This window comes from Corticimicrobacter populi (assembly GCF_003123725.1).
Classification (GTDB): Bacteria; Pseudomonadota; Gammaproteobacteria; order Burkholderiales; family Burkholderiaceae_B; genus Corticimicrobacter; species Corticimicrobacter populi.
In genome coordinates this window covers 1-18,765 of the sequence record NZ_QETA01000004.1, presented here as the reverse complement: position 1 = coordinate 18,765, position 18,765 = coordinate 1, and the positions used below count along the sequence as shown (strand labels likewise).

Sequence of the window (18,765 nt, the reverse complement as noted above, 5' to 3'; positions counted from 1 at the left end):
GTCAGGCTGGCTGCGCCGGATTGAGCGGCACCTTGCAACTGGCCTCGGCCAGTATGTTCAGGCACAGCTGTGTATAGTCGACACCTTCCGCACGCGATGCCATCGGCACCAGCGAATGGCCGGTCATGCCGGGCGAAGTGTTGATCTCGAGCAGCCAGGGCCGTTGCTGTTCGTCCAACATCACATCCACGCGCCCCCAGCCTTCGCAGCCCAGCACGCGATAGGCCCGCACGCACAGCGCCTGGATCTCGGCGGCCAGGTCGGCCGGCAGGCTGGCGGGGCATTCGTAGCGGGTATCGTCCGAAAAATACTTGTGTTCGTAGTCGTAGTTGCCCTGCGGCGCGATGATTTCGATGATCGGCAGGGCGCGGGCCTGCTCGCCCCGCCCCAACACGGCAATCGTCAACTCGCGACCGCGAATGAACTGTTCGGCCAGCGCCACGGGTTCATAGCGCACGACCTGCTGCCAGGCCTGCACCAACGCATCGGCCTGCTCGACCCGGGCCAGCCCCAGCGTGGAGCCTTCGTGCGGAGCCTTGAGAATCATGGGCAACCCCAGGCGGGACGCCACATCATCCAGTTCGCCGGCATTGCGCACCTCGGCATAGGCCGGCGTGGGAATGCCCTGCTCGATCCAGATGCGCTTGGTCATGATCTTGTCCATGGCCAGCGCCGACGCCAGCGGGCCACTGCCCGTGTAGGGAATGCCCAGCAATTCGAGCGCGCCCTGCATGGTGCCATCTTCACCATGACGGCCATGCAGCGCGATGAACACGCGGTCGAAGCCGGCCTGCGCCAGTTCGGCCAGCGACTGCCTTCCCGTATCGAACAGATGGGCATCCACACCGGACTTGACCAATGCCTCGTGCACGCCCTGACCGGACATCAGCGACACCTCGCGTTCGCCCGACTGTCCGCCGTAGAGCACGCCAACCTTTCCGAAGCGGCTGTTCATCGCAGTTCTCCTATGAGTCCCGGCACCTTGCTGACCGACCCTGCGCCCATCACGATCACGACGTCACCGTCGCGCACGAAATCGACGGCGGCCTGGGCCATATCCTCGATGGTTTCGGCAAAAACCGGCTCGACCTTGCCGGCCACCCGCACCGCACGTGCCAGTGCACGCCCATCCGCCGCCACCAGGGGCGGTTCGCCTGCGGCATAAACCTCGGTCAGCAGCACGGCATCGGCCTGGCCCAGCACGCGCACGAAGTCTTCGAAGCAATCACGGGTACGGGTGTAGCGGTGCGGCTGGAAGGCCAGCACGATGCGCCGGTCGGGCCAGGCACCGCGTGCGGCATCCAGCGTGGCCTGCATCTCGACCGGGTGATGGCCATAGTCGTCGATCACGGTAAATCGGCCCCCGCCCTGCTGGGCCGGCACGTCGAACTCGCCCGCGAAGGTAAAGCGCCGCCCGACGCCCCGGAAGGTGCGCAACGCTTCGGCAATGGCCGTGTCTTCCACACCCAACTCAGTCGCCACGGCAATCGCAGCCAGTGCATTGCGCACGTTGTGCAGCCCCGGCAGATTCAGCTCGATATCCAGTGACGGCAGCACCAGTTGACGATCACGCCGTTCGACACGGAAACGCATGCGGGCACCATCGGTACGGACATCGACAGCGCGCACCTGCGCTTCCGGATGCAGACCGTAGCTGGTGATCGGCCGCGAAACAAACGGCATGATCTCGCAGACGTTGGGATCATCTTTGCACAGCACGGCGCTGCCGTAGAACGGCAGGCGCAACGTGAAGTCGATGAAAGCACTCTTGAGCCGGGCCACGTCATGGCCATACGTATCCATGTGATCGGCATCGATGTTGGTCACGATGGCCATCACCGGCAGCAGGTTCAGGAACGAAGCATCCGATTCGTCGGCTTCGACCACGATGTAGTCACCCTGGCCCAGGCGCGCATTGGCACCGGCCGAATTGAGTCGCCCACCGATCACGAAGGTCGGGTCCAGTCCCCCCTGGGCCAGCACGCTGGCGACCAGGCTGGTGGTGGTGGTCTTGCCGTGCGTGCCGGCCACGGCGATGCCGCGTTTGAGCCGCATCAGTTCGGCCAGCATGATGGCACGCGGCACCACCGGTATGCGTGCGGCGCGCGCCGCCAGCACTTCGGGGTTGTCCGCAGTCACAGCGGTCGACACCACAATGGCGTCGGCCTGCCCAATGTTGGCAGCTGCATGCCCCAGCGTAACCTGCGCGCCGCGTTCGACCAGATGCCGTGTCACCGCTGAGTCCTGCAGGTCGGAACCGCTGATGCGATAGCCAAGGTTAAGCAGCACCTCGGCGATGCCGCTCATGCCCGATCCGCCGATACCGACGAAATGAATGTGATGGATGCGATGCTTCATGCCTGCATCCCTCCTGCCTGTCTGCAAATGTTCGCAATCGCTGCCGTCGCATCGGGCCGCGCACGCTCACGCGCACGCTCGGCCACGGACTGCAGCTCCGTTCTGGTCCGCGCCGCCAGCCAGGTGGCCAGCCACTGCGGTGTCAATTCTTTCTGGGCAACCTGCCAGCCCGCCTGCGCATCGCTGAGATAACGGGCATTGACGGTCTGGTGATCATCGATGGCGTGCGGCAACGGCACAAACAGCGCAGCCACACCAGCCGCCGCGACTTCTGCCACGGTCATCGCGCCAGCCCTGCAGATCACCAGGTCGGCCTCGGCATAAGCCGCCGCCATATCCTCGATGAATGCCCGGCAATCGGCTTCGACGCCCAGTTGTGCATAGCGCTGCTGCAGCGCCTCGATATGCTGCGCGCCAGCCTGATGCACCACCTGCGGCCGGCTGTCTGCCGGCATCAGCGCCAGCGCCTCGGGCACCGCGACGTTGAGCGCATGCGCCCCCAGGCTGCCACCCACCACCAGCAACCGCAGCGGCCCCTGCCGGTCGGCATAGCGCTGTGCGGGCGCAGCCAGTGCCAGCACGCTGTCGCGCACCGGATTGCCGGCGAACTGCGTGCGCGGCCCGAGCACGGCCGGAAAACCAGCCGCCACGGCACGCGCACCGCGTGCCAGCAAACGATTGGCCGAGCCGGCCACGGCATTCTGCTCGTGCACGACCAGCGGGGTACGGCTGACAATAGCCATCAATCCGCCTGGCACCGCCACGTAGCCGCCCATGCCCAGCACCACATCGGGCCGCTCCCGGCGCAAGTGTCCCAGCGCCTGGCAGCAGGCACGCGCCAGCAGAAACGGCAATTTGAGCAGCGCCACAAGCCCCTTGCCACGCAAGCCGGCAAATCGCAGTGGCAGCAGTTCGATCCCGTTGCGGGGAACCAGTTGCCCTTCCATCCGCTCGGGGTGACCGAGCCAGACCACGCGCCAGCCATCGGCCCGCATCATTTCGGCCACGGCCAGCCCCGGCATGATATGCCCGCCGGTACCGCCCGCCATGATCATCAGGGTCGGCGCTGTCATACTCGCCCCCCCCGCATCAAGATGCGATTTTCCCGGTCCACGCGCAGCAGCAGCGCCAGCGCGCACAGGTTCATCACGATGCTCGAACCGCCATAACTCATCAGCGGCAACGTCAGGCCCTTGGTCGGCAGCAGCCCCAGGCAGACACCCATATTGATGAAAGACTGCACGCCCAGCCACAGGGCCACGCCGTGTGCCACCAGACCGCTGAACGTGCGCTCCATGGCGATGGCCTGGCGACCGATCTCGAAACCACGCTTCACCAGCAGGAAAAACAGCACGATGATGGTCGCCACACCGACAAACCCAAGCTCTTCGCCAATCACGGCCAGCAGGAAGTCGGTGTGCGCCTCGGGCAGGTAATGCAATTTTTCGACGCTGGCCCCCAGGCCCACACCGAACCATTCTCCACGGCCCAGTGCAATCAGCGAATGCGACAGTTGGTAGGCGCTGCCGTACATGTTGGTTTCGTTCCACGGATCAAGGTAGGCGAACAACCGTGCTCGCCGCCACGGAGACAGCCAGATCAGCAGCATGAACACGGTCATCAGGCCCGTGATCAGCACACCGAACAGCTTGCCGTTGATACCACCCAGGAACAGGATGCCTACCGCAATCGCACCGATCACGATGAAAGCTCCCAGATCGGGTTCAAGCAGCAGCAGCAACCCGACCAGCGCCAGCGCGCAGGCCATGGGCAGGAAGCCCCGCGTGAAGGCATGCATATGCTCTTGCTTGCGCACCGTATAGTCGGCGGCATAGAGCAGCACTGCGAACTTCATCAGCTCGGATGGCTGGAAATTGAGCGGCCCCATCGGCAACCAGCGATAGGCACCATTGACCTCACGGCCGATACCCGGCACCAGCACCACCACCAACAGGAAAATAGCGAACAGGAACAACGGTACCGCCAGGCGTTGCCAGATGCGCATCGGCACCATCCAGACAGCCAGCCCGCCCGCTGCACCGATACCCAGGAACAGCGCATGCCGTCCCACGAAATGATAGGGGCCGTAATTGGCATAGCGCGGGCCGTCAGCCAGCGCGATCGACGCCGAATACACCATCAGAAGGCCAAGCATGAGCAATGCACCGGCAGTCGCCACCAGCGGCACGTCGAAGTTGCTCATGCGGGCGCGTCCGGGACGCACCGTGGTCAGGCCTTCCATGCGGTTGTTCAGCGGCGTCGTGCTCATGCCACTTCCCCCCGTTCAAGTGCGAGTTCCTGTACCGCCTCGGCAAACACGCGGCCACGCTGCGGATAGCCACTGAACATATCGAAGCTGGCGCAGGCAGGCGACAGCAGCACGACATCGCCGGGCTGTGCTGCAGCAAATGCAGCCGCCACGGCTTCTGCCATTGAGGAGGCATGCTCTGCCGGTACACTGCTGGCCGCCAGCGCACGCTCGATCAGTGCGCCATCGCGACCGATGAATACCAGGTGCCGCACGCGTGCCTTGACCGGACGCAGCAGCGGCGCGAAATCCTGCCCCTTGCCTTCGCCGCCCAGGATCAGCACAACCTGGCGATCCTCGCTGTCGAGCGCGGCCACCGTCGCACCGACGTTGGTTCCCTTGCTGTCATTGACGAAATCCACGCCGCCCACGTTACGCACGAACTCGGTACGATGCGGTTCTCCCGTGTATTCGCGGGCACTGCGCAGCAGATTGCCCCAGCCGGCACCTTGCGTCCGGGCCAGCAGCAATGCCGCCTGCACATTGAGCGCATGATGATGCCCGCGCAACTTGAGAGCATCCAACGGCATCAGTCGCGACAGCCGTCCCTCTGCACGCGAGACGGGAACTTCCTCGCCGGCCTTGCGACGCCGTCCCGTGGTCGGCGCGGGCAGGTCGAAATCGGTTTCATCACGCACGGCAAGCCAGCGCACGCCGTGCTCGGACTCCAACCCCGTATCCCCAAGGCAGGCAGGCAGATCGTAACCGAACGTACGGACATCCTGGACAACCACATCATCGACCAATGCCAGCACAGCAGGGTCTTCGCGATTGACGATCTTGATACGCGACATGCCATACAGGCGCGCCTTGGCCGCGACGTAGGCCTCGAACGAACCGTGCCAGTCCAGATGATCCTGTGTCAGGTTCATGATGACGGCGGCATCCGGTACCAGGGTCTGCGTCGTTTCGAGCTGAAAGCTCGACAGCTCCAGCACCCAGGCCTTCGGCAGGTTGTCCTCGTCAAGCGCGACCATCAGCGCATCCAGCGCAGCCGGGCTGACATTGCCTGCCTCGCGGGCACTGATGCCGGCGTCTTCGAGCATCTTGCGGGTCAAGCGGGTCACGGTCGTCTTGCCGTTAGTGCCGGTCACCGCGACCACGCCCGGCGCATAACCCGTACGCTCGCGCAACTCGGCCAGCGCCCGGGCAAAGAGTTCGATTTCGCCCACCACTTCGATACCGCACACACGCGCTTCGGCCAGCAATGCGGCCAGGCGCGGTTCCAGCGGGCTCAGGCCAGGGCTGAGTACCAGTTGTCCAACGCCGTCCAGCACATCATGGTCGAATACACCGTCTCCCAGGCGCACATCGCGCAGCAGTCCGGATTCGACACCTGCAGACTGGAGTGCCTCCAGCCCGGCAGGCTGCGCACGCGTATCGGCAACACGCAGCGGCCAGCCCTGGCGCAGGCACCAGCGCGCAGCAGCCAGCCCGGTCTCCCCCAATCCAAAGATCAGGGTCAGCGGGCCCGGCAGAGAGGCGTGTACCGTATCGTTCATCGCAGTTTCAACGTGGACAGGCCGATCAGCACCAGCATCATGCTGATGATCCAGAAACGGACGACAACCTGGGTTTCCTTCCAGCCGCCGACCTCGAAATGGTGATGCAGGGGAGCCATGCGCAGAATGCGCCGCCCTTCTCCGTATTTGCGCTTGGTGTACTTGAACCAGACGACCTGCAGCATGACCGACAGCGTCTCGGCCACGAACACGCCCCCCATGATGAACAGCACGATTTCCTGGCGCACGATGACCGCCACGGTCCCGAGCATGCCCCCCAGCGCCAGCGCGCCAACGTCCCCCATGAATACCTGGGCCGGATAGGCGTTGAACCACAGGAAAGCCAGCCCGGCACCACCCAGTGCCGCACACAGCACCATCAGTTCTCCGGCACCGGGTATGTAGGGAAACAGCAGGTACTTGGAATAATCGACCCGGCCCACCACATAGGCAAATACACCCAGTGCCGCCCCCACCATCACGGTCGGCATAATCGCCAGGCCATCCAGGCCATCAGTCAGGTTCACTGCATTGCTGGTGCCCACGATCACGGCCCAGGTCAGCGCCACGAAGCCGAAGACGCCCAGCGGGTAGCTGACAGACTTGAAGAACGGCACGATCAGATCGGCACGCGTGGGCAGCGGCATGGCAAAACCACTCAGCACCCAATCACGGAACAGAGGCCACAGATCAGTATTGGCCGGCACCGATACGGCAAAAGCCAGATAGATGGCTGCCACCAGACCGATCAGCGCCTGCCACATGAATTTCTGCCTTGCCGGCATGCCTTCGGGATCACGATGCACTACCTTGCGATAGTCATCTGCCCAGCCGATCCAGCCAAAGCCGAATGTGACCAGCAGGACGACCCAGACGAAACGATTGCTCCAGTCCGACCACAACAGTGTGCTGATGCCGATGGAAATCAGGATCAGCACGCCACCCATGGTGGGCGTACCCGTCTTGACCAGATGCGTCTGCGGGCCGTAGCTGCGCACAGCCTGACCGATTTTGAGCTCGGTCAGCCGGCGAATGACGCGCGGGCCAGCCACCAGACCGATCAACAGTGCGGTGGCGCAAGCCAGCACGGCACGAAACGTGATGTAGTCAAAGACCGCGAAAGCGCGGATATGCTCATCGGACAACCAGCGTGCCAATTCAAGCAACATGATGCGCTCCTTCCGTTGCGGCAGCGCCTTCGGCAGCCTGCCGCAACGCCAGGACAATGCGCTCCATCTTCATGAAACGCGATCCCTTGACCAGGATACTGGCGGCCCCGGCCGCCTGGATATGATTGACCACTTCTTCCACGCTCTCGCAAATCTGTGCACCCGCGCCGAATGCGCGTGCGCTGTCGCGGGTCGCACGTCCCAACGTACACAGCAGGTCCACCCCGCGTGCACGCGCATACGCGCCCACTTCCTCGTGCATGGCAACCTCGTCGGTGCCGACCTCGCCCATATCGCCCAGCGCCAGCACTCTCGGTGCTGGCAGGCCTGCCAGCACGTCGATGGCAGCTCTGACCGAATCAGGGTCGGCATTATAGGTATCGTCGATCAGGAATACATCACCGGGCAGGGTATGGGCCTGCATCCGCCCGCCGACAGGCACGAAGGCAGCCAGTGCCTCCAGAGTCATCGGCAGCGACACACCGGCTGCCAACGTGCAGGCTATCGCAGCCAGTGCATTGCGCAGGTTATGCTCGCCTGCCACTTGCAGTCGCAACTGACCTGCCCCGACCGGCGTGCGTACCGTGCACTCGACACCCAGCGCATCAAGCCTGATCTCCGAGGCTCGCACTTCGCCAGCCTCAATGCCAAAGCGGCAGCACATACGCTCGCCCGCCAGAGACTGCCACAGCGGGTCGTAGGCGTCCTGGGCAGGAAAGACCGCCACGCCGTCAGCCGACAATTGAGTCAACGCCTGACCATTTTCACGGGCAACCGCCTCGACCGTATGCATGAACTCCTGATGCTCACGCTGCGCATTGTTGACCAGCGCCACGGTGGGTGCCGTCATGCGAGCCAGTCCCAGGATTTCATCGGGATGATTCATCCCCAGTTCAACCACGGCAGCGCGATGCTCCGGACGCAGGCGCAGCAACGTCAGCGGCACGCCAATATCGTTATTCTGATTGCCTGCCGTCGCCAGTGTGGCGCGTTCGCCCAGCGCGTGGCGAAAAATCGAGGCAATCATTTCCTTGGTGGTCGTCTTGCCATTGCTGCCAGTCACCGCCACCACGGACAGGTCATGGACAGCACGCCAGGCATGGGCCATGCGCCCCAGTGCCCGCCGAGTATTGCCCAGTGCAATCTGCGGCAAGCCGACCGCAGCCACCGGCACATCGACCACCGCGACCACTGCACCTGCAGCAGCAGCCTGATCGATGAAGGCGTGTCCATCGAAACGCTCACCATGCAACGCAACATACAGGGCCCCCGCCTGCAACGTCCGCGTATCGGTCGATACGCCCGTCGCGACACGCAGCGACAGCGCCAGGCGTGACCACTCGACATCATCAAATACCTCGGTCACGGCTCCTGTCTGCTGGGTGGTTTCATGTCCCTTGCCGGCGACCAGCACGACATCTTCCGGGCGGGCCCGCAAGACTGCCACCATGATCGCAACGGCACGATCCTCATGGATTTCATGGCTGCCTGTAACGCCGGCAGCAATCTCAGCCAGGATGTCTGCCGGCGGCTCGCTACGCGGATTATCAGTGGTCAGCACCACCACATCCGCCTGCTCGGCAGCAATACGGCCCATCTCGGGACGCTTGCGGGCATCCCGGTCGCCACCGCATCCGAACACGCAGACCAGACGCCCCTGCCTGGCCTGAGCCAACGGCCGCAAGGCCTGCAGAGCATGCGCCAAGGCATCGGGCGTATGGGCATAATCAACGATCACGGCCGGCGACGCGGCATCAACCCATGGCACATCTACAGCCTGCAGGCGCCCCGGCACCGGCCCAAGACGGCCCAGCGCCCCGGCGACTTCGGCCAGCGTCCAGCCCTGAGCACGCAATACGCCACCTACCAACAGCAGATTGGAGACATTGTGCTGACCGATCAACGGCGTCACCACCTGCACGCTGGAGCCCCCTTCGCAGAGGCTGAAAATCTGGCCTGTCGCACCCGCCTCGAGCGATACGGCAGACAGACGACCCGCCTCCGATGGCGCAGAGGCCGACGTTTCAGCCGGCGCGCAGCGGTAGCCCAGTACTTTCTGCAGGGACGTGCCCGTCGGCAAGCCACTCAAACGCGCCAGCAATCGAGCGCCAGCCGCGTCATCCTCATTGACGATGGCGGCCCGCAACTCACTGCGCACAAACAGCAGCATCTTGGCCGCCTCGTAGGCCATCATGTCGCCATGAAAATCGAGATGGTCATGCGTCAGATTGGTCCAGCCTGCCACATCGACACGCACCCCCTCCAGCCGCCCCTGCACCAAGCCAATGGAAGAGGCCTCGATTGCCACGCATTCCGCACCCTGGTCACGCATCTGCGCAAGCAGATCATGCGTCATCAGGACATCCGGCGTCGTCAGTCCGAAAGATTGCACCGAGCCATCAGGCAGATGGGCACCCAGCGTACCGATCACACCAGCCGGGCGATGCCGCTGTCGCGCCCAAGCCTGAGCAATCCACCACGCGCAGGAAGTCTTGCCATTGGTACCCGTCACCGCCACCACAGACATTGACTCGGAAGGCCGTCCGTACCACTCGTGTGCCAGCTCGCCCAGCAAGGGTCCCAGCCCCTCGACCTGCAACAACGGGCCATCTGCAGGCAGGTCGGCTCGAGCCTCGCACAAGACTGCGGCCGCACCGCGCTCAAATGCAGCACGGATATGTGCCCGGCCGTCCGACTTGATGCCGGGGCAAGCCACGAAGACATCACCCGCGCGCACCTGGCGGGAGTCGAGCCGCAGGCGTGCAGAAGCCGCCACGCCGGCCTGCTCACGCAGCCAGCCAACCAGGTTCGCGACACGCTGGGTCATGGAAATCACCTGCGTCATGCGCCCTCCTTTTTATCTGCCGCCACGATGGACTCGAAAGGCGCATCGGGCTGCACACCGAGGATACGCAGACTGCCGCTGACGATCGACGAAAACACCGGTGCCGCCACGCGGCCACCGTAATATGCGCCGGCATTGGGCTCATCAATGGACACCGCCACGATGATGCGCGGATTGGATACCGGCGCAAAGCCCACGAAAGAGCTGCGATAGCGCGACATGCTGTACTGACCATCAACGATCTTGCGTGCCGTGCCACTCTTGCCCGCCACCCGGTAACCTTGGACCTGGGCGCGGACGGCACCATCAGGCCCTGCTGCCGCCTCCAGCATGGAACGCACGGCACGGGCGGTTTCAGGCTTGAACACCTGCACGCTGGTCGGTGCGCTCTGGCGCTGGACGATGGACAGAGACACCATGTCACCATCACGTGCAAACACACTGTAAGCGCGTGCCAGTTGCAACAGCGATGCCGACAGGCCATAACCATAGGACATGGTGGCCTTTTCGATCAGACGCCAGCGCTCCCAGGGCCGCAGCCGCCCTGCGGCGGCACCAGGAAAACCAGTAGCAGGGGCCTGCCCCAGCCCGAGTTCGGTAAATCGGTCCCACATCTCGCGGGATTCGAGGCGCTCGGAAATCAGCGTCATGCCGATATTGCTGGAGCGCCGCAGGATCCCCGCCACATCCAGCACGCCATTGTTGCGGCTGACGTCACTGATGACATTACCCTGGTAACGGAACTGCCCGTGACCGGTATCGAACTGGGTATTCAGGCCGATACGACCCAGGTCAAGCGCCAGGGCCGCCGTGAATGGCTTCATGGTCGAACCCGGTTCGAAGGTATCGGTCAGCACCCGGTTGCGCAATTGCGCCCCCTGGAATGTATCGCGGCGATTGGGATCGAACGTCGGCAGATTGACCAGGGCCAGGATTTCACCTGTCATGGCATCAAGCACGACCGCAGAAGCTGCGGCTGCCTTGTGCTCTTCCATGGCATCGGCCAGCGCACGATAGGCCTGGAACTGCACGCGTGAATCGAGCGACAGCCGCAGATCGCGACCATCCACGGGGGGATCGATCGCCCGCACATCCTCGATCACACGCCCCAGCCGGTCGCGGATAACGCGACGACTACCTGGACTGCCCGAAAGCTGATCATTGAACGCCAGTTCGATCGCTTCCTGACCCTGATCCTCAATACTGGTAAAGCCCACAACGTGGGCCATGGTCTCGCCTTCGGGGTACTGCCGCCGCGTTTCGGGCTGCAGGTGAATGCCGGGAATCTTGAGATCACGAATCCGGTCGGCCAGATCCATCGGAACCTGCCGCCTTATATACAGGAAACTGCGGTCGGCGTGCTCATCGAGCCGACTGCTGATTGCCGTGGCCGGCATGCCCAGCAGATCAGCCAGGGCCTGGATCTGCTGCGGTTCAGCCTGCCGCGCATCTTCGGGAATAGCCCAGACGGCACGCGCAGGGACGCTGGAAGCCAGTACGACACCATTGCGATCAAGGATCTTGCCTCGAGTGGCAGGCAGCACCAGGGTGCGCTCATAGCGCTGCTCACCCTGCTGTTGAAGAAATTCGGTAGACAATCCCTGCAGGAACAGTGCACGCACCAGCAAGGCCAGTGCCCCCAGCAGCAACAGGATCAGCACCAGCTTGGCACGCCAGGCAGGCAACGACACCTGCAGCACAGGATTGTCGAAGAAAGGCACGCGCTTCATTGCGCATCCCCTTCCGTATCAGCCACATAACCAATCTGGCTTTCCGTCAGATACAGGGTGCGTTCGGGCGTAGCCGGCACCATCTGCAACTCACCCGCGACACGGTCAATGCGCGCGTTGCTGGTCAGCGCGGCACGCTCGACCTGCAGACCGCGCCATTCGACCTCATACTCACGAGACTGGGCCTGCTCACGCTCCATCGCCACGAACAACTGGCGCGCCTGATACCGGCTGCTGACCAGCGACAGGGCCGACAGCATCAGGAGAGCAACCGTGCACAGGACCAGGCGACCCATGGCTATCTCCTGGTCCGCTTAACGGCACTGCCGCGCCGACCACCGCGAGAGACTGCGGCGTGCCGAGCTGCCACGAACTGCTGCGCCCCGGCTTGCGGCAGCGCAGTCGTGGTCCGTTCGGCCACGCGCAGAACCGCCGAACGGGACCGGCCGTTGCGCACAACCTCATCGGCTTCAGGCAGGATGCGCCCGACCGCACGTAGTACCGGTTGCGGCATTTCACTCTCGCGCAGCGGCAAGCGCGCCAGCTCCGCGCCAGGGCGTGCAGCGGCGGCGATACTCTGCTTGACCATGCGGTCCTCGAGAGAGTGGAAGCTGATCACTGCCAGCCGCCCACCGGGTTGCAGGACACTCAGAGCTGCCTCGAGGGCGCCAGCGAGTTCCTCAAGCTCCTGGTTGAGGTAAATCCGTAGAGCTTGAAAGGTGCGCGTGGCCGGATGCTGGCCCTTTTCGCGAGTACGGACGACACTTGCGACGAGCCCGGCAAGGTCGAGCGTACGCTCGAGCGGTTGACTTGCGCGGCGAGCATCAATCGCCTTTGCAATCTGAAAAGCAAACCGTTCTTCGCCATAGTTCTGTATGACCTCCCGCATTTCATCCACACTGGCCTCGGCCAGCCACTGCGCGGCCGTCAGGCCACGCGTCGTATCCATCCGCATATCCAGCGGACCATCTTTCATGAAAGAGAAGCCACGCTCTCCATCATCAATCTGTGGTGACGACACCCCCAGGTCGAGCATGATGCCGGCCACCTGCGTGACGCCCTGAGCCAGCAATGCCTCGCCCATCGTCACAAACCCGTCGTGCACGACCGTGACGCGGGCATCATCGGCCGCCAGCGCCTGGGCCTGCGCAATCGCCAGAGGATCCTTGTCGAACACGAACAACCGGGCATCGTGCGGCAGTCCCGCCAGCAATGCCCGTGAATGACCGCCGCGCCCGAACGTGCCATCGACGAACACCCGTCCGCCCGAAGTCAGCGCAGGCGCTGCCAACAGGGCATGAACTGTCTGTTCCAACAGTACAGGTTGGTGTTCCATCATCCATGGGCCTTTTTAAAAAGAGAACTGGCTCAGCGCATCCGCCATGCAGTTCTTGAGATCTTCCGCCTCGCGCTGCGCCAGCGTGGCGGCATCCCAAAGCTCGAAATGACTGCCCAACCCCATCAACATGACATCTTTCTCGAGGCCTGCCGCCTGGCGCAGCTCCGCAGCAACCAGAATCCGGCCAGCACTGTCGAGTTCCACATCCTGGGCATTCCCCAGAAGCAGGCGCTGCAGCGGACGTGCCGACATCGGAAAAGCGGCGATCTGCTCGCGCTTGAGTTCCCACGCCGGTCGCGGATAGACCAGCAGGCAGCCATCCGGGTGGCGCGTCAGGGTCAGGCGGCCTTCAGCCTGAGCCATCAGGGCGTCACGGTGCCGGGCCGGAATCGACATCCGTCCCTTGGCATCCAATGTGAGCGCACTGCTACCCTGAAAAACCACTTTTACCCCACTTGAGCACACAAAATCCTACTTTCTCCCACTGTATGGCAATCAGCATAGGCAGTCAAGAAGCGCAGGACTGTTTTTTTCAACGAGGTCAAGGACTTACGCAGACCGGGAAAACCCGGATCATCTTTTTTCTTAGATAAATCAGGTAATTGCAAAGCAATCCGCAAGTGATGCCTTATCTGGTCACCACATAGCCGGATGCAAGCTTTGCATTTGCTAGCATTTGAGCGGGGAAAAGGAAGATGCAGGGCAGGCCTGTAGGCCGGATTCTGTAAGCCGGTCGCCCGGCTGGCAATCATTCATCTTGGCGCAACGTTGCCGCCGCGCTCTAGCCACCTACCCGCATGCCGGACGGGCCGTCCGCCCTGTTGCCAGGATGCATGCCTATTTGGTGTTGCTCCAGATAGAGGTTACCGCGTTTCACCCTGCCGGACCGGCTGCCCGAAAGCAGCCGAAGTACGGAGTGGCCGTACCTGTGCGCACGCGCCCTTCCGGCAGACTCGTCTCTGTGGCCCTGTTCCTCGGCTCGGCCCTCCCGAAGAAGGGTTCGCCGGACGGCTGTTAGCCGCTATCCTGCCCATTGGAGTCCAGACCTTCCTCGATAGACTGATACCTACCGCGATTGCCCGGCCTGCCCTGCGGGGCCCATTGTACGTGCTTTCCTGCGACAATATCAGGCCACGGTAATCCAGACTCACCCTGGCATCATTGATGCGGACAGTTTTGTTCGCATTCCACCTGTTTTGCGCGGTTCCGACCGCCGGCGCTTTTTCTCCGATTTTCCATGGCCGCACCCGACACCCTGATCTCCCTGACCCGTATCCAGCTGGCTTACGGCCACCATCCACTGCTAGACCAGGCTGACCTCGCCATCCTGCGCGGTGAACGCATTGGCCTGATCGGTCGCAACGGGGCCGGCAAGTCGTCGCTGCTCAAGCTGCTGGATGGCCGCATTGACCCGGACGCAGGCGAAATCAACCGGCTGGGCAATCTGCGCGTCGCCACCGTGGAGCAGGAGCCCGAGCTGCCCGAAGCAGAGACACTGTTCGAGGCGGTATGCGGCACCGACTATATCGAACACGAAGACTGGCAGCGCCCGTCGCGCGTGCGCACACTGCTGGAACGCCTGCGGCTCAACCCGGACGTATCACTGGAGGGGCTCTCTGGCGGGACCCGCAAGCGCGTGGCACTGGCACGAGCACTGGCTGACTCGCCTGATCTGCTGCTGCTGGACGAACCCACCAACCACCTCGACTTCGAAGGTATCGCCTGGCTCGAGCAAACCCTGCTGTCCTGGCCTGGCAGCCTGATCGTCATCACGCATGACCGACGCTTTCTCGATGCCATCAGCACACGCATTATCGAGTTGGATCGTGGCCAGCTCCTGAGCTTTCCGGGCAACTTCTCGCTTTGGCAGGAGCGCAAGGCGCAATGGCTGGCATCGGAAGCCCTGGAACAAGCCCGCTTCGACAAGGTACTGGCCCAGGAAGAAGTATGGATCCGCAAGGGGGTCGAGGCGCGGCGCACCCGCAACGAAGGCCGCGTCCGCCGCCTGGAACAATTGCGTGTCGAGCGCGCCCAACGTCGCGAGCGTCTCGGCAACGTCTCACTGGCTATCGACCAGGGCCAACGTTCGGGCAAACTGGTCGCCGAACTGAGCGATGTCAGCAAGGCATTTGACGGCCGTACCGTGGTGGACAATTACAGCACCGCCATCTGGCGGGGCGATCGCATCGGCATCATCGGCCACAATGGCGCGGGCAAGACCACACTGCTCAAGCTGATCCTGGGTGAAATGGCACCGGACCAGGGTAGCGTCCGCCTGGGCACCAACCTGAGTGTGGCCTATTTCGACCAGATGCGCGCCCAGCTCAATGAAACCGATACCCTCGCCGACGTGATCAGCCCGGGCAGTGAATGGGTGGAAATCGGCGGCCAGCGCAAGCATGTGATGAGCTATCTGGGTGACTTTCTGTTCCCACCCGCGCGTGCCCAGTCGCCGGTATCCAGTCTGTCAGGTGGCGAACGTGCCCGACTGCTGCTGGCGCGCCTGTTTGCACGGCCCGTCAATGTACTGGTGCTGGACGAGCCCACCAACGACCTGGACATCGAGACCCTGGAACTGCTCGAATCCCTGCTACAGGATTATCACGGTACTGTTCTGCTGGTCAGCCACGACCGTACATTCCTCAACAACGTCGTGACCCAGACCATCGCCCATGAAGGCAATGGAAAATGGCGCGACTATATAGGCGGCTATGATGACTGGCTGGCGCAGCGGCCCGACCCAGCGATCCAATCCAGCAACAGCGCGGGCACGCAGTCCAACGCTGATGGCCGCACTCCCCAAAAAGATAATCTGCAGGATGGGCCGTCCTCATCCAGCGACCCTGCAACCCCTGCCGCCACGGCGCGCAGCAAACCGACACGCAATGCAGCCCGCGCCCTGCCCAGTTGGGAGCAGAAAGAACTCGATGGCATGCCCGATGCCATCGCCGAACTAGAGGCACGGCAGCATTCCTGCAGCGAACGCCTGGCCGATGGCGCACTTTATCGAGACGACCCGGATGAGGTAAACCGCCTGCAGGCAGAGCTGCAGGAAATCGAAGCCACGCTCGAAAAACTGTTCGCTCGCTGGGAAGCGCTAGAGGCCAAACAGCAAAGCTGAGGTCGAACACCTGACCGGGTGCCCGCCCCGCAGCCAGCCCTCAGTCACGCACAGACCAGGGCAAGGTCTGGCCGGCCGCCAGGGGAACCAGTTCAGTATTGCCATATGGCAGTTGCTCCGGCACCTCATACGACTCGCGCACCAGCGTGATCGTATCGCTATTGCGAGGCAGACCATAAAAATCCGGCCCATTGTGGCTGGCAAAGGCCTCGAGGTTGTGCAGCTTGCCCACCATATCGAACGCCGTCGCATACAGCGCCATCGCATGCAGCGCCGTATAGCAGCCGGCACAGCCACAGCTTTGTTCCTTGAGACCTCGTGCGTGCGGCGCACTGTCCGTTCCAAGAAAGAAGCGCTGACTCCCACTGGTCGCAGCAGCCAACAATGCCTGGCGATGCGTTTCACGCTTGAGGATGGGCAGGCAGTACCAATGCGGCTGCAGCCCTCCCTGGAAAATGGCATTGCGGTTGTACAGCAGATGCTGGGGTGTCAAGGTCGCCGCGACCGGCCCCTCGGCCTGCATGACGTAATCGGCCGCATCCTTGGTCGTGATATGTTCAAACACGACCTTGAGCGCCGGAAAAGCCTTGCGCAGCGGCTGCATCACACGCTCGATGAAGACAGCTTCGCGGTCAAACACATCGATGGCCGGATCCGTAACCTCACCATGCACCAGCAACGGCATGCCCACCCGCTCCATTTCTGCCAGAGCAGCAGCACAGCGACCGAGCAGATCGGTCACGCCGGCATCAGAATTGGTCGTGGCTCCGGCCGGGTACAGTTTGACGGCATGGACGATGCCCGATGCCTTGGCGCGGCCAATCTCATCCGCAGTGGTATTGTCAGTCAGGTACAGCGTCATCAGCGGCGTAAACCGCGCCTTGTCACCTTCCGTTGCCGCCAGCGCTGCCAGAATACGATCATGATAGGCCTGCGCCTGCTCCGTCGTCGTGACAGGAGGTTTGAGATTCGGCATGATGATCGCACGCCCGAAATGGCGAGCCGTGTCACCCACCACTGCCTTCAGCGCCTCGCCATCGCGCAGGTGCAGGTGCCAGTCGTCGGGACGTGTCAGAGTCAGTGTATCGGGAGCAGTTTGAGGCATGGAAAGCGGCATGTCCTTGAGCAGAAATTCAATGTGGAGGTGTCGAAGCAGTGCCAACAAATGGCCTTGCCTGCAAGCAACACACATTATGGCATGAGGCTGAATCACAAATTTATGCAAAGTAACGAGGCTCGCACACACTCTGGCAACACAGTGCCATTACCATGCCAGCATCATTCAGTCACACAGGAGAACCCTCAATGGCTACCGCCACCAAGACCGCGACCCGCAAGCCCAGTGCCGCTTTCATGAAACCACTGACACCCAGCACTACGCTGGCCGCCGTCATCGGAACGCAACCGCTGCCCCGCACCGAAGTGACCAAGAAGATCTGGGAATACATCAAGAAGCATGACCTCCAGGATCCCGCAAACCGCCGCAATATCAATGCCGACGCCAAGCTGCGTCCCCTGTTCGGCAAGGAGCAGGTCTCGATGTTCGAACTGACCAAGATCGTCAGCGGCCACCTGAGCTGATCACAGAGCGCTACAACAGCCTTATCGGCAAACCTGCCGCAGTCCGGCTGGTCCAGTAAAAAGCCCCCTGCACATATATGCAGGGGGCTTTTTTTTGAGATGAGGTATACAGAGAACCGGAGCCCGTTGTGCCCCGGCTCAGATGCATTACTCGTAGGTGGTCGGTGCCTTGTTCTCCAGCAGCAACAGCCAGCCACGGATCAGGCGATACAGCACCCAGATGACCGTCGCCAGGATACCCAGCCAGCCGATAAAGAGCAGTGTCGCGATCGCGCTAATTGCCAGCCACAGCAGCGCCCACCAGAAGGTACGCAGTAGCCAGTCGAAGTGAACAGCATAGATCGTGCCAGCCACATCCGAGCGCTTGACGTAAAGCAACACCACGGACGCCAGCGTGGCAATCGCAAGAAAACCTCCCGTCAGAAAACCCAGCGCATACAGGGCGTATGCCAGGTGCGTCAGATTGAGGGAAGAAAGACCGCCCTTGGGTTGTTCGGGAGGGAGGGGGTGAATATTGTCAGACACCATCGTTCTCCATAAAGATCGTCTGATCAATAGTATCAGAAAGGAGTCGTCGTCGTGGAGGCGGAGGAGACGGGAATTGGTGAGACTGAGAGTGCAGTCGAAGCGTGAGAAGAGATTGGAATCCTGCAAGGAGGGATCAGGAAATCGCGGGAGAGAGATGTAGATTTTTTTCTAATTTTTTCTTTCACCAAAAGCAAAAACCCCCAAGCGCGGAGCTTGGGGGTTTCTGGGAATAAAAGCTTGACGATGACCTACTTTCACAGGCGTAAACCAACTATCATCGGCGC

Annotated in this window: 15 protein-coding genes, 1 other RNA gene and 2 pseudogenes; 4 read left to right on the top strand and 14 right to left on the bottom strand. The window is 62.5% G+C overall.

The window, feature by feature from the left end; genetic code table 11:
* Position 1: 1 nt before the first annotated feature.
* The 12 genes from DD235_RS10175 to rnpB all read right to left on the bottom strand — a co-directional run bounded on the left by DD235_RS10175 (position 2) and on the right by rnpB (position 14,342).
* Positions 2 to 955, bottom strand: a complete 954-nt coding sequence (locus tag DD235_RS10175; protein WP_109061985.1) for a D-alanine--D-alanine ligase — start codon at positions 953 to 955, stop codon at positions 2 to 4.
* Complete coding sequence (gene murC / locus DD235_RS10170; RefSeq protein WP_109061984.1) at positions 952 to 2,358, bottom strand: UDP-N-acetylmuramate--L-alanine ligase; 1,407 nt, start codon at positions 2,356 to 2,358, stop codon at positions 952 to 954. The genes DD235_RS10175 and murC overlap by 4 nt, the downstream gene beginning before the upstream one ends.
* Positions 2,355 to 3,431, bottom strand: a complete 1,077-nt coding sequence (gene murG, locus DD235_RS10165) for an undecaprenyldiphospho-muramoylpentapeptide beta-N-acetylglucosaminyltransferase (protein WP_109061983.1) — start codon at positions 3,429 to 3,431, stop codon at positions 2,355 to 2,357. The genes murC and murG overlap by 4 nt, the downstream gene beginning before the upstream one ends.
* The gene (gene ftsW, locus DD235_RS10160; protein WP_239990109.1) at positions 3,428 to 4,627 is read right to left on the bottom strand and encodes a putative lipid II flippase FtsW; all 1,200 of its coding nucleotides are present in this window, start codon (positions 4,625 to 4,627) and stop codon (positions 3,428 to 3,430) included. Before ftsW ends, murG begins: the two co-directional genes overlap by 4 nt.
* Positions 4,624 to 6,168: a UDP-N-acetylmuramoyl-L-alanine--D-glutamate ligase gene (gene murD, locus DD235_RS10155; protein WP_109061982.1), complete on the bottom strand. Its 1,545-nt coding sequence runs from the start codon at positions 6,166 to 6,168 to the stop codon at positions 4,624 to 4,626. The genes ftsW and murD overlap by 4 nt, the downstream gene beginning before the upstream one ends.
* Positions 6,165 to 7,337, bottom strand: a complete 1,173-nt coding sequence (gene mraY, locus DD235_RS10150) for a phospho-N-acetylmuramoyl-pentapeptide-transferase (protein WP_109061981.1) — start codon at positions 7,335 to 7,337, stop codon at positions 6,165 to 6,167. Before mraY ends, murD begins: the two co-directional genes overlap by 4 nt.
* Positions 7,327 to 10,182 (bottom strand): bifunctional UDP-N-acetylmuramoyl-L-alanyl-D-glutamate--2,6-diaminopimelate ligase MurE/UDP-N-acetylmuramoyl-tripeptide--D-alanyl-D-alanine ligase MurF, encoded by a 2,856-nt coding sequence (murF, locus tag DD235_RS10145; RefSeq protein WP_109061980.1) that lies wholly within the window; start codon positions 10,180 to 10,182, stop codon positions 7,327 to 7,329. The genes mraY and murF overlap by 11 nt, the downstream gene beginning before the upstream one ends.
* Positions 10,179 to 11,912 (bottom strand): peptidoglycan D,D-transpeptidase FtsI family protein, encoded by a 1,734-nt coding sequence (locus tag DD235_RS10140; RefSeq protein ID WP_109061979.1) that lies wholly within the window; start codon positions 11,910 to 11,912, stop codon positions 10,179 to 10,181. Before DD235_RS10140 ends, murF begins: the two co-directional genes overlap by 4 nt.
* The gene (gene ftsL, locus DD235_RS10135; RefSeq protein ID WP_109061978.1) at positions 11,909 to 12,208 is read right to left on the bottom strand and encodes a cell division protein FtsL; all 300 of its coding nucleotides are present in this window, start codon (positions 12,206 to 12,208) and stop codon (positions 11,909 to 11,911) included. Before ftsL ends, DD235_RS10140 begins: the two co-directional genes overlap by 4 nt.
* A gap of 2 nt (positions 12,209 to 12,210) precedes the next feature.
* A complete protein-coding gene (rsmH, locus tag DD235_RS10130; protein ID WP_109061977.1) occupies positions 12,211 to 13,251 on the bottom strand; it encodes a 16S rRNA (cytosine(1402)-N(4))-methyltransferase RsmH in 1,041 nt (346 codons plus the stop codon).
* A gap of 12 nt (positions 13,252 to 13,263) precedes the next feature.
* Entirely contained in the window at positions 13,264 to 13,647 is a 384-nt protein-coding gene (gene mraZ, locus DD235_RS10125; RefSeq protein ID WP_239990122.1) for a division/cell wall cluster transcriptional repressor MraZ, read from the bottom strand.
* A gap of 299 nt (positions 13,648 to 13,946) precedes the next feature.
* Positions 13,947 to 14,342: RNase P RNA component class A (gene rnpB, locus DD235_RS10120), an RNA gene on the bottom strand.
* Positions 14,343 to 14,488: 146 nt separating this feature from the next.
* Between rnpB and DD235_RS17275 the strand changes: the two are divergent.
* From DD235_RS17275 to DD235_RS17265, 3 genes and pseudogenes are all read left to right on the top strand, one after another.
* A pseudogene (locus tag DD235_RS17275) lies at positions 14,489 to 15,229 on the top strand (ATP-binding cassette domain-containing protein); the annotation flags it as partial.
* A 198-nt stretch (positions 15,230 to 15,427) separates the two neighbouring features.
* A pseudogene (locus DD235_RS17270) lies at positions 15,428 to 15,742 on the top strand (ATP-binding cassette domain-containing protein); the annotation flags it as partial.
* Positions 15,743 to 15,781: 39 nt separating this feature from the next.
* A complete protein-coding gene (locus DD235_RS17265) occupies positions 15,782 to 16,372 on the top strand; it encodes an ATP-binding cassette domain-containing protein (RefSeq protein WP_420810462.1) in 591 nt (196 codons plus the stop codon).
* 40 nt (positions 16,373 to 16,412) lie between these two features.
* On the opposite strand, the gene pyrC is transcribed toward DD235_RS17265, so the two are convergent.
* On the bottom strand, positions 16,413 to 17,477 hold the full coding sequence (gene pyrC / locus DD235_RS10110) for a dihydroorotase (protein ID WP_162300465.1): 1,065 nt from the start codon (positions 17,475 to 17,477) through the stop codon (positions 16,413 to 16,415).
* A gap of 200 nt (positions 17,478 to 17,677) precedes the next feature.
* Here pyrC and DD235_RS10105 point away from each other — a divergent pair, with 200 nt between their 5' ends.
* A complete protein-coding gene (locus DD235_RS10105) occupies positions 17,678 to 17,953 on the top strand; it encodes an SWIB/MDM2 domain-containing protein (RefSeq protein WP_109061974.1) in 276 nt (91 codons plus the stop codon).
* A gap of 147 nt (positions 17,954 to 18,100) precedes the next feature.
* Here DD235_RS10105 and DD235_RS10100 read toward each other — a convergent pair whose 3' ends face one another.
* Entirely contained in the window at positions 18,101 to 18,481 is a 381-nt protein-coding gene (locus DD235_RS10100; protein ID WP_239990108.1) for a DUF4870 family protein, read from the bottom strand.
* Positions 18,482 to 18,765 lie beyond the last annotated feature (284 nt).

Excerpts from the sequence above, each read along its gene's own strand:
- DD235_RS10140 (WP_109061979.1), bottom strand. The coding sequence starts at position 11,912 with ATGAAGCGCGTGCCTTTCTTCGACAATCCTGTGCTGCAGGTGTCGTTG.
- rsmH (WP_109061977.1), bottom strand. The coding sequence starts at position 13,251 with ATGATGGAACACCAACCTGTACTGTTGGAACAGACAGTTCATGCCCTG.
- murD (WP_109061982.1), bottom strand. The coding sequence starts at position 6,168 with ATGAACGATACGGTACACGCCTCTCTGCCGGGCCCGCTGACCCTGATC.
- ftsL (WP_109061978.1), bottom strand. The coding sequence starts at position 12,208 with ATGGGTCGCCTGGTCCTGTGCACGGTTGCTCTCCTGATGCTGTCGGCC.
- murF (WP_109061980.1), bottom strand. The coding sequence starts at position 10,182 with ATGACGCAGGTGATTTCCATGACCCAGCGTGTCGCGAACCTGGTTGGC.
- ftsW (WP_239990109.1), bottom strand. The coding sequence starts at position 4,627 with ATGAGCACGACGCCGCTGAACAACCGCATGGAAGGCCTGACCACGGTG.
- mraZ (WP_239990122.1), bottom strand. The coding sequence starts at position 13,647 with ATGTCGATTCCGGCCCGGCACCGTGACGCCCTGATGGCTCAGGCTGAA.
- murG (WP_109061983.1), bottom strand. The coding sequence starts at position 3,431 with ATGACAGCGCCGACCCTGATGATCATGGCGGGCGGTACCGGCGGGCAT.
- DD235_RS10100 (WP_239990108.1), bottom strand. The coding sequence starts at position 18,481 with ATGGTGTCTGACAATATTCACCCCCTCCCTCCCGAACAACCCAAGGGC.
- DD235_RS10175 (WP_109061985.1), bottom strand. The coding sequence starts at position 955 with ATGAACAGCCGCTTCGGAAAGGTTGGCGTGCTCTACGGCGGACAGTCG.
- DD235_RS10105 (WP_109061974.1), top strand. The coding sequence starts at position 17,678 with ATGGCTACCGCCACCAAGACCGCGACCCGCAAGCCCAGTGCCGCTTTC.
- mraY (WP_109061981.1), bottom strand. The coding sequence starts at position 7,337 with ATGTTGCTTGAATTGGCACGCTGGTTGTCCGATGAGCATATCCGCGCT.
- murC (WP_109061984.1), bottom strand. The coding sequence starts at position 2,358 with ATGAAGCATCGCATCCATCACATTCATTTCGTCGGTATCGGCGGATCG.
- pyrC (WP_162300465.1), bottom strand. The coding sequence starts at position 17,477 with ATGCCTCAAACTGCTCCCGATACACTGACTCTGACACGTCCCGACGAC.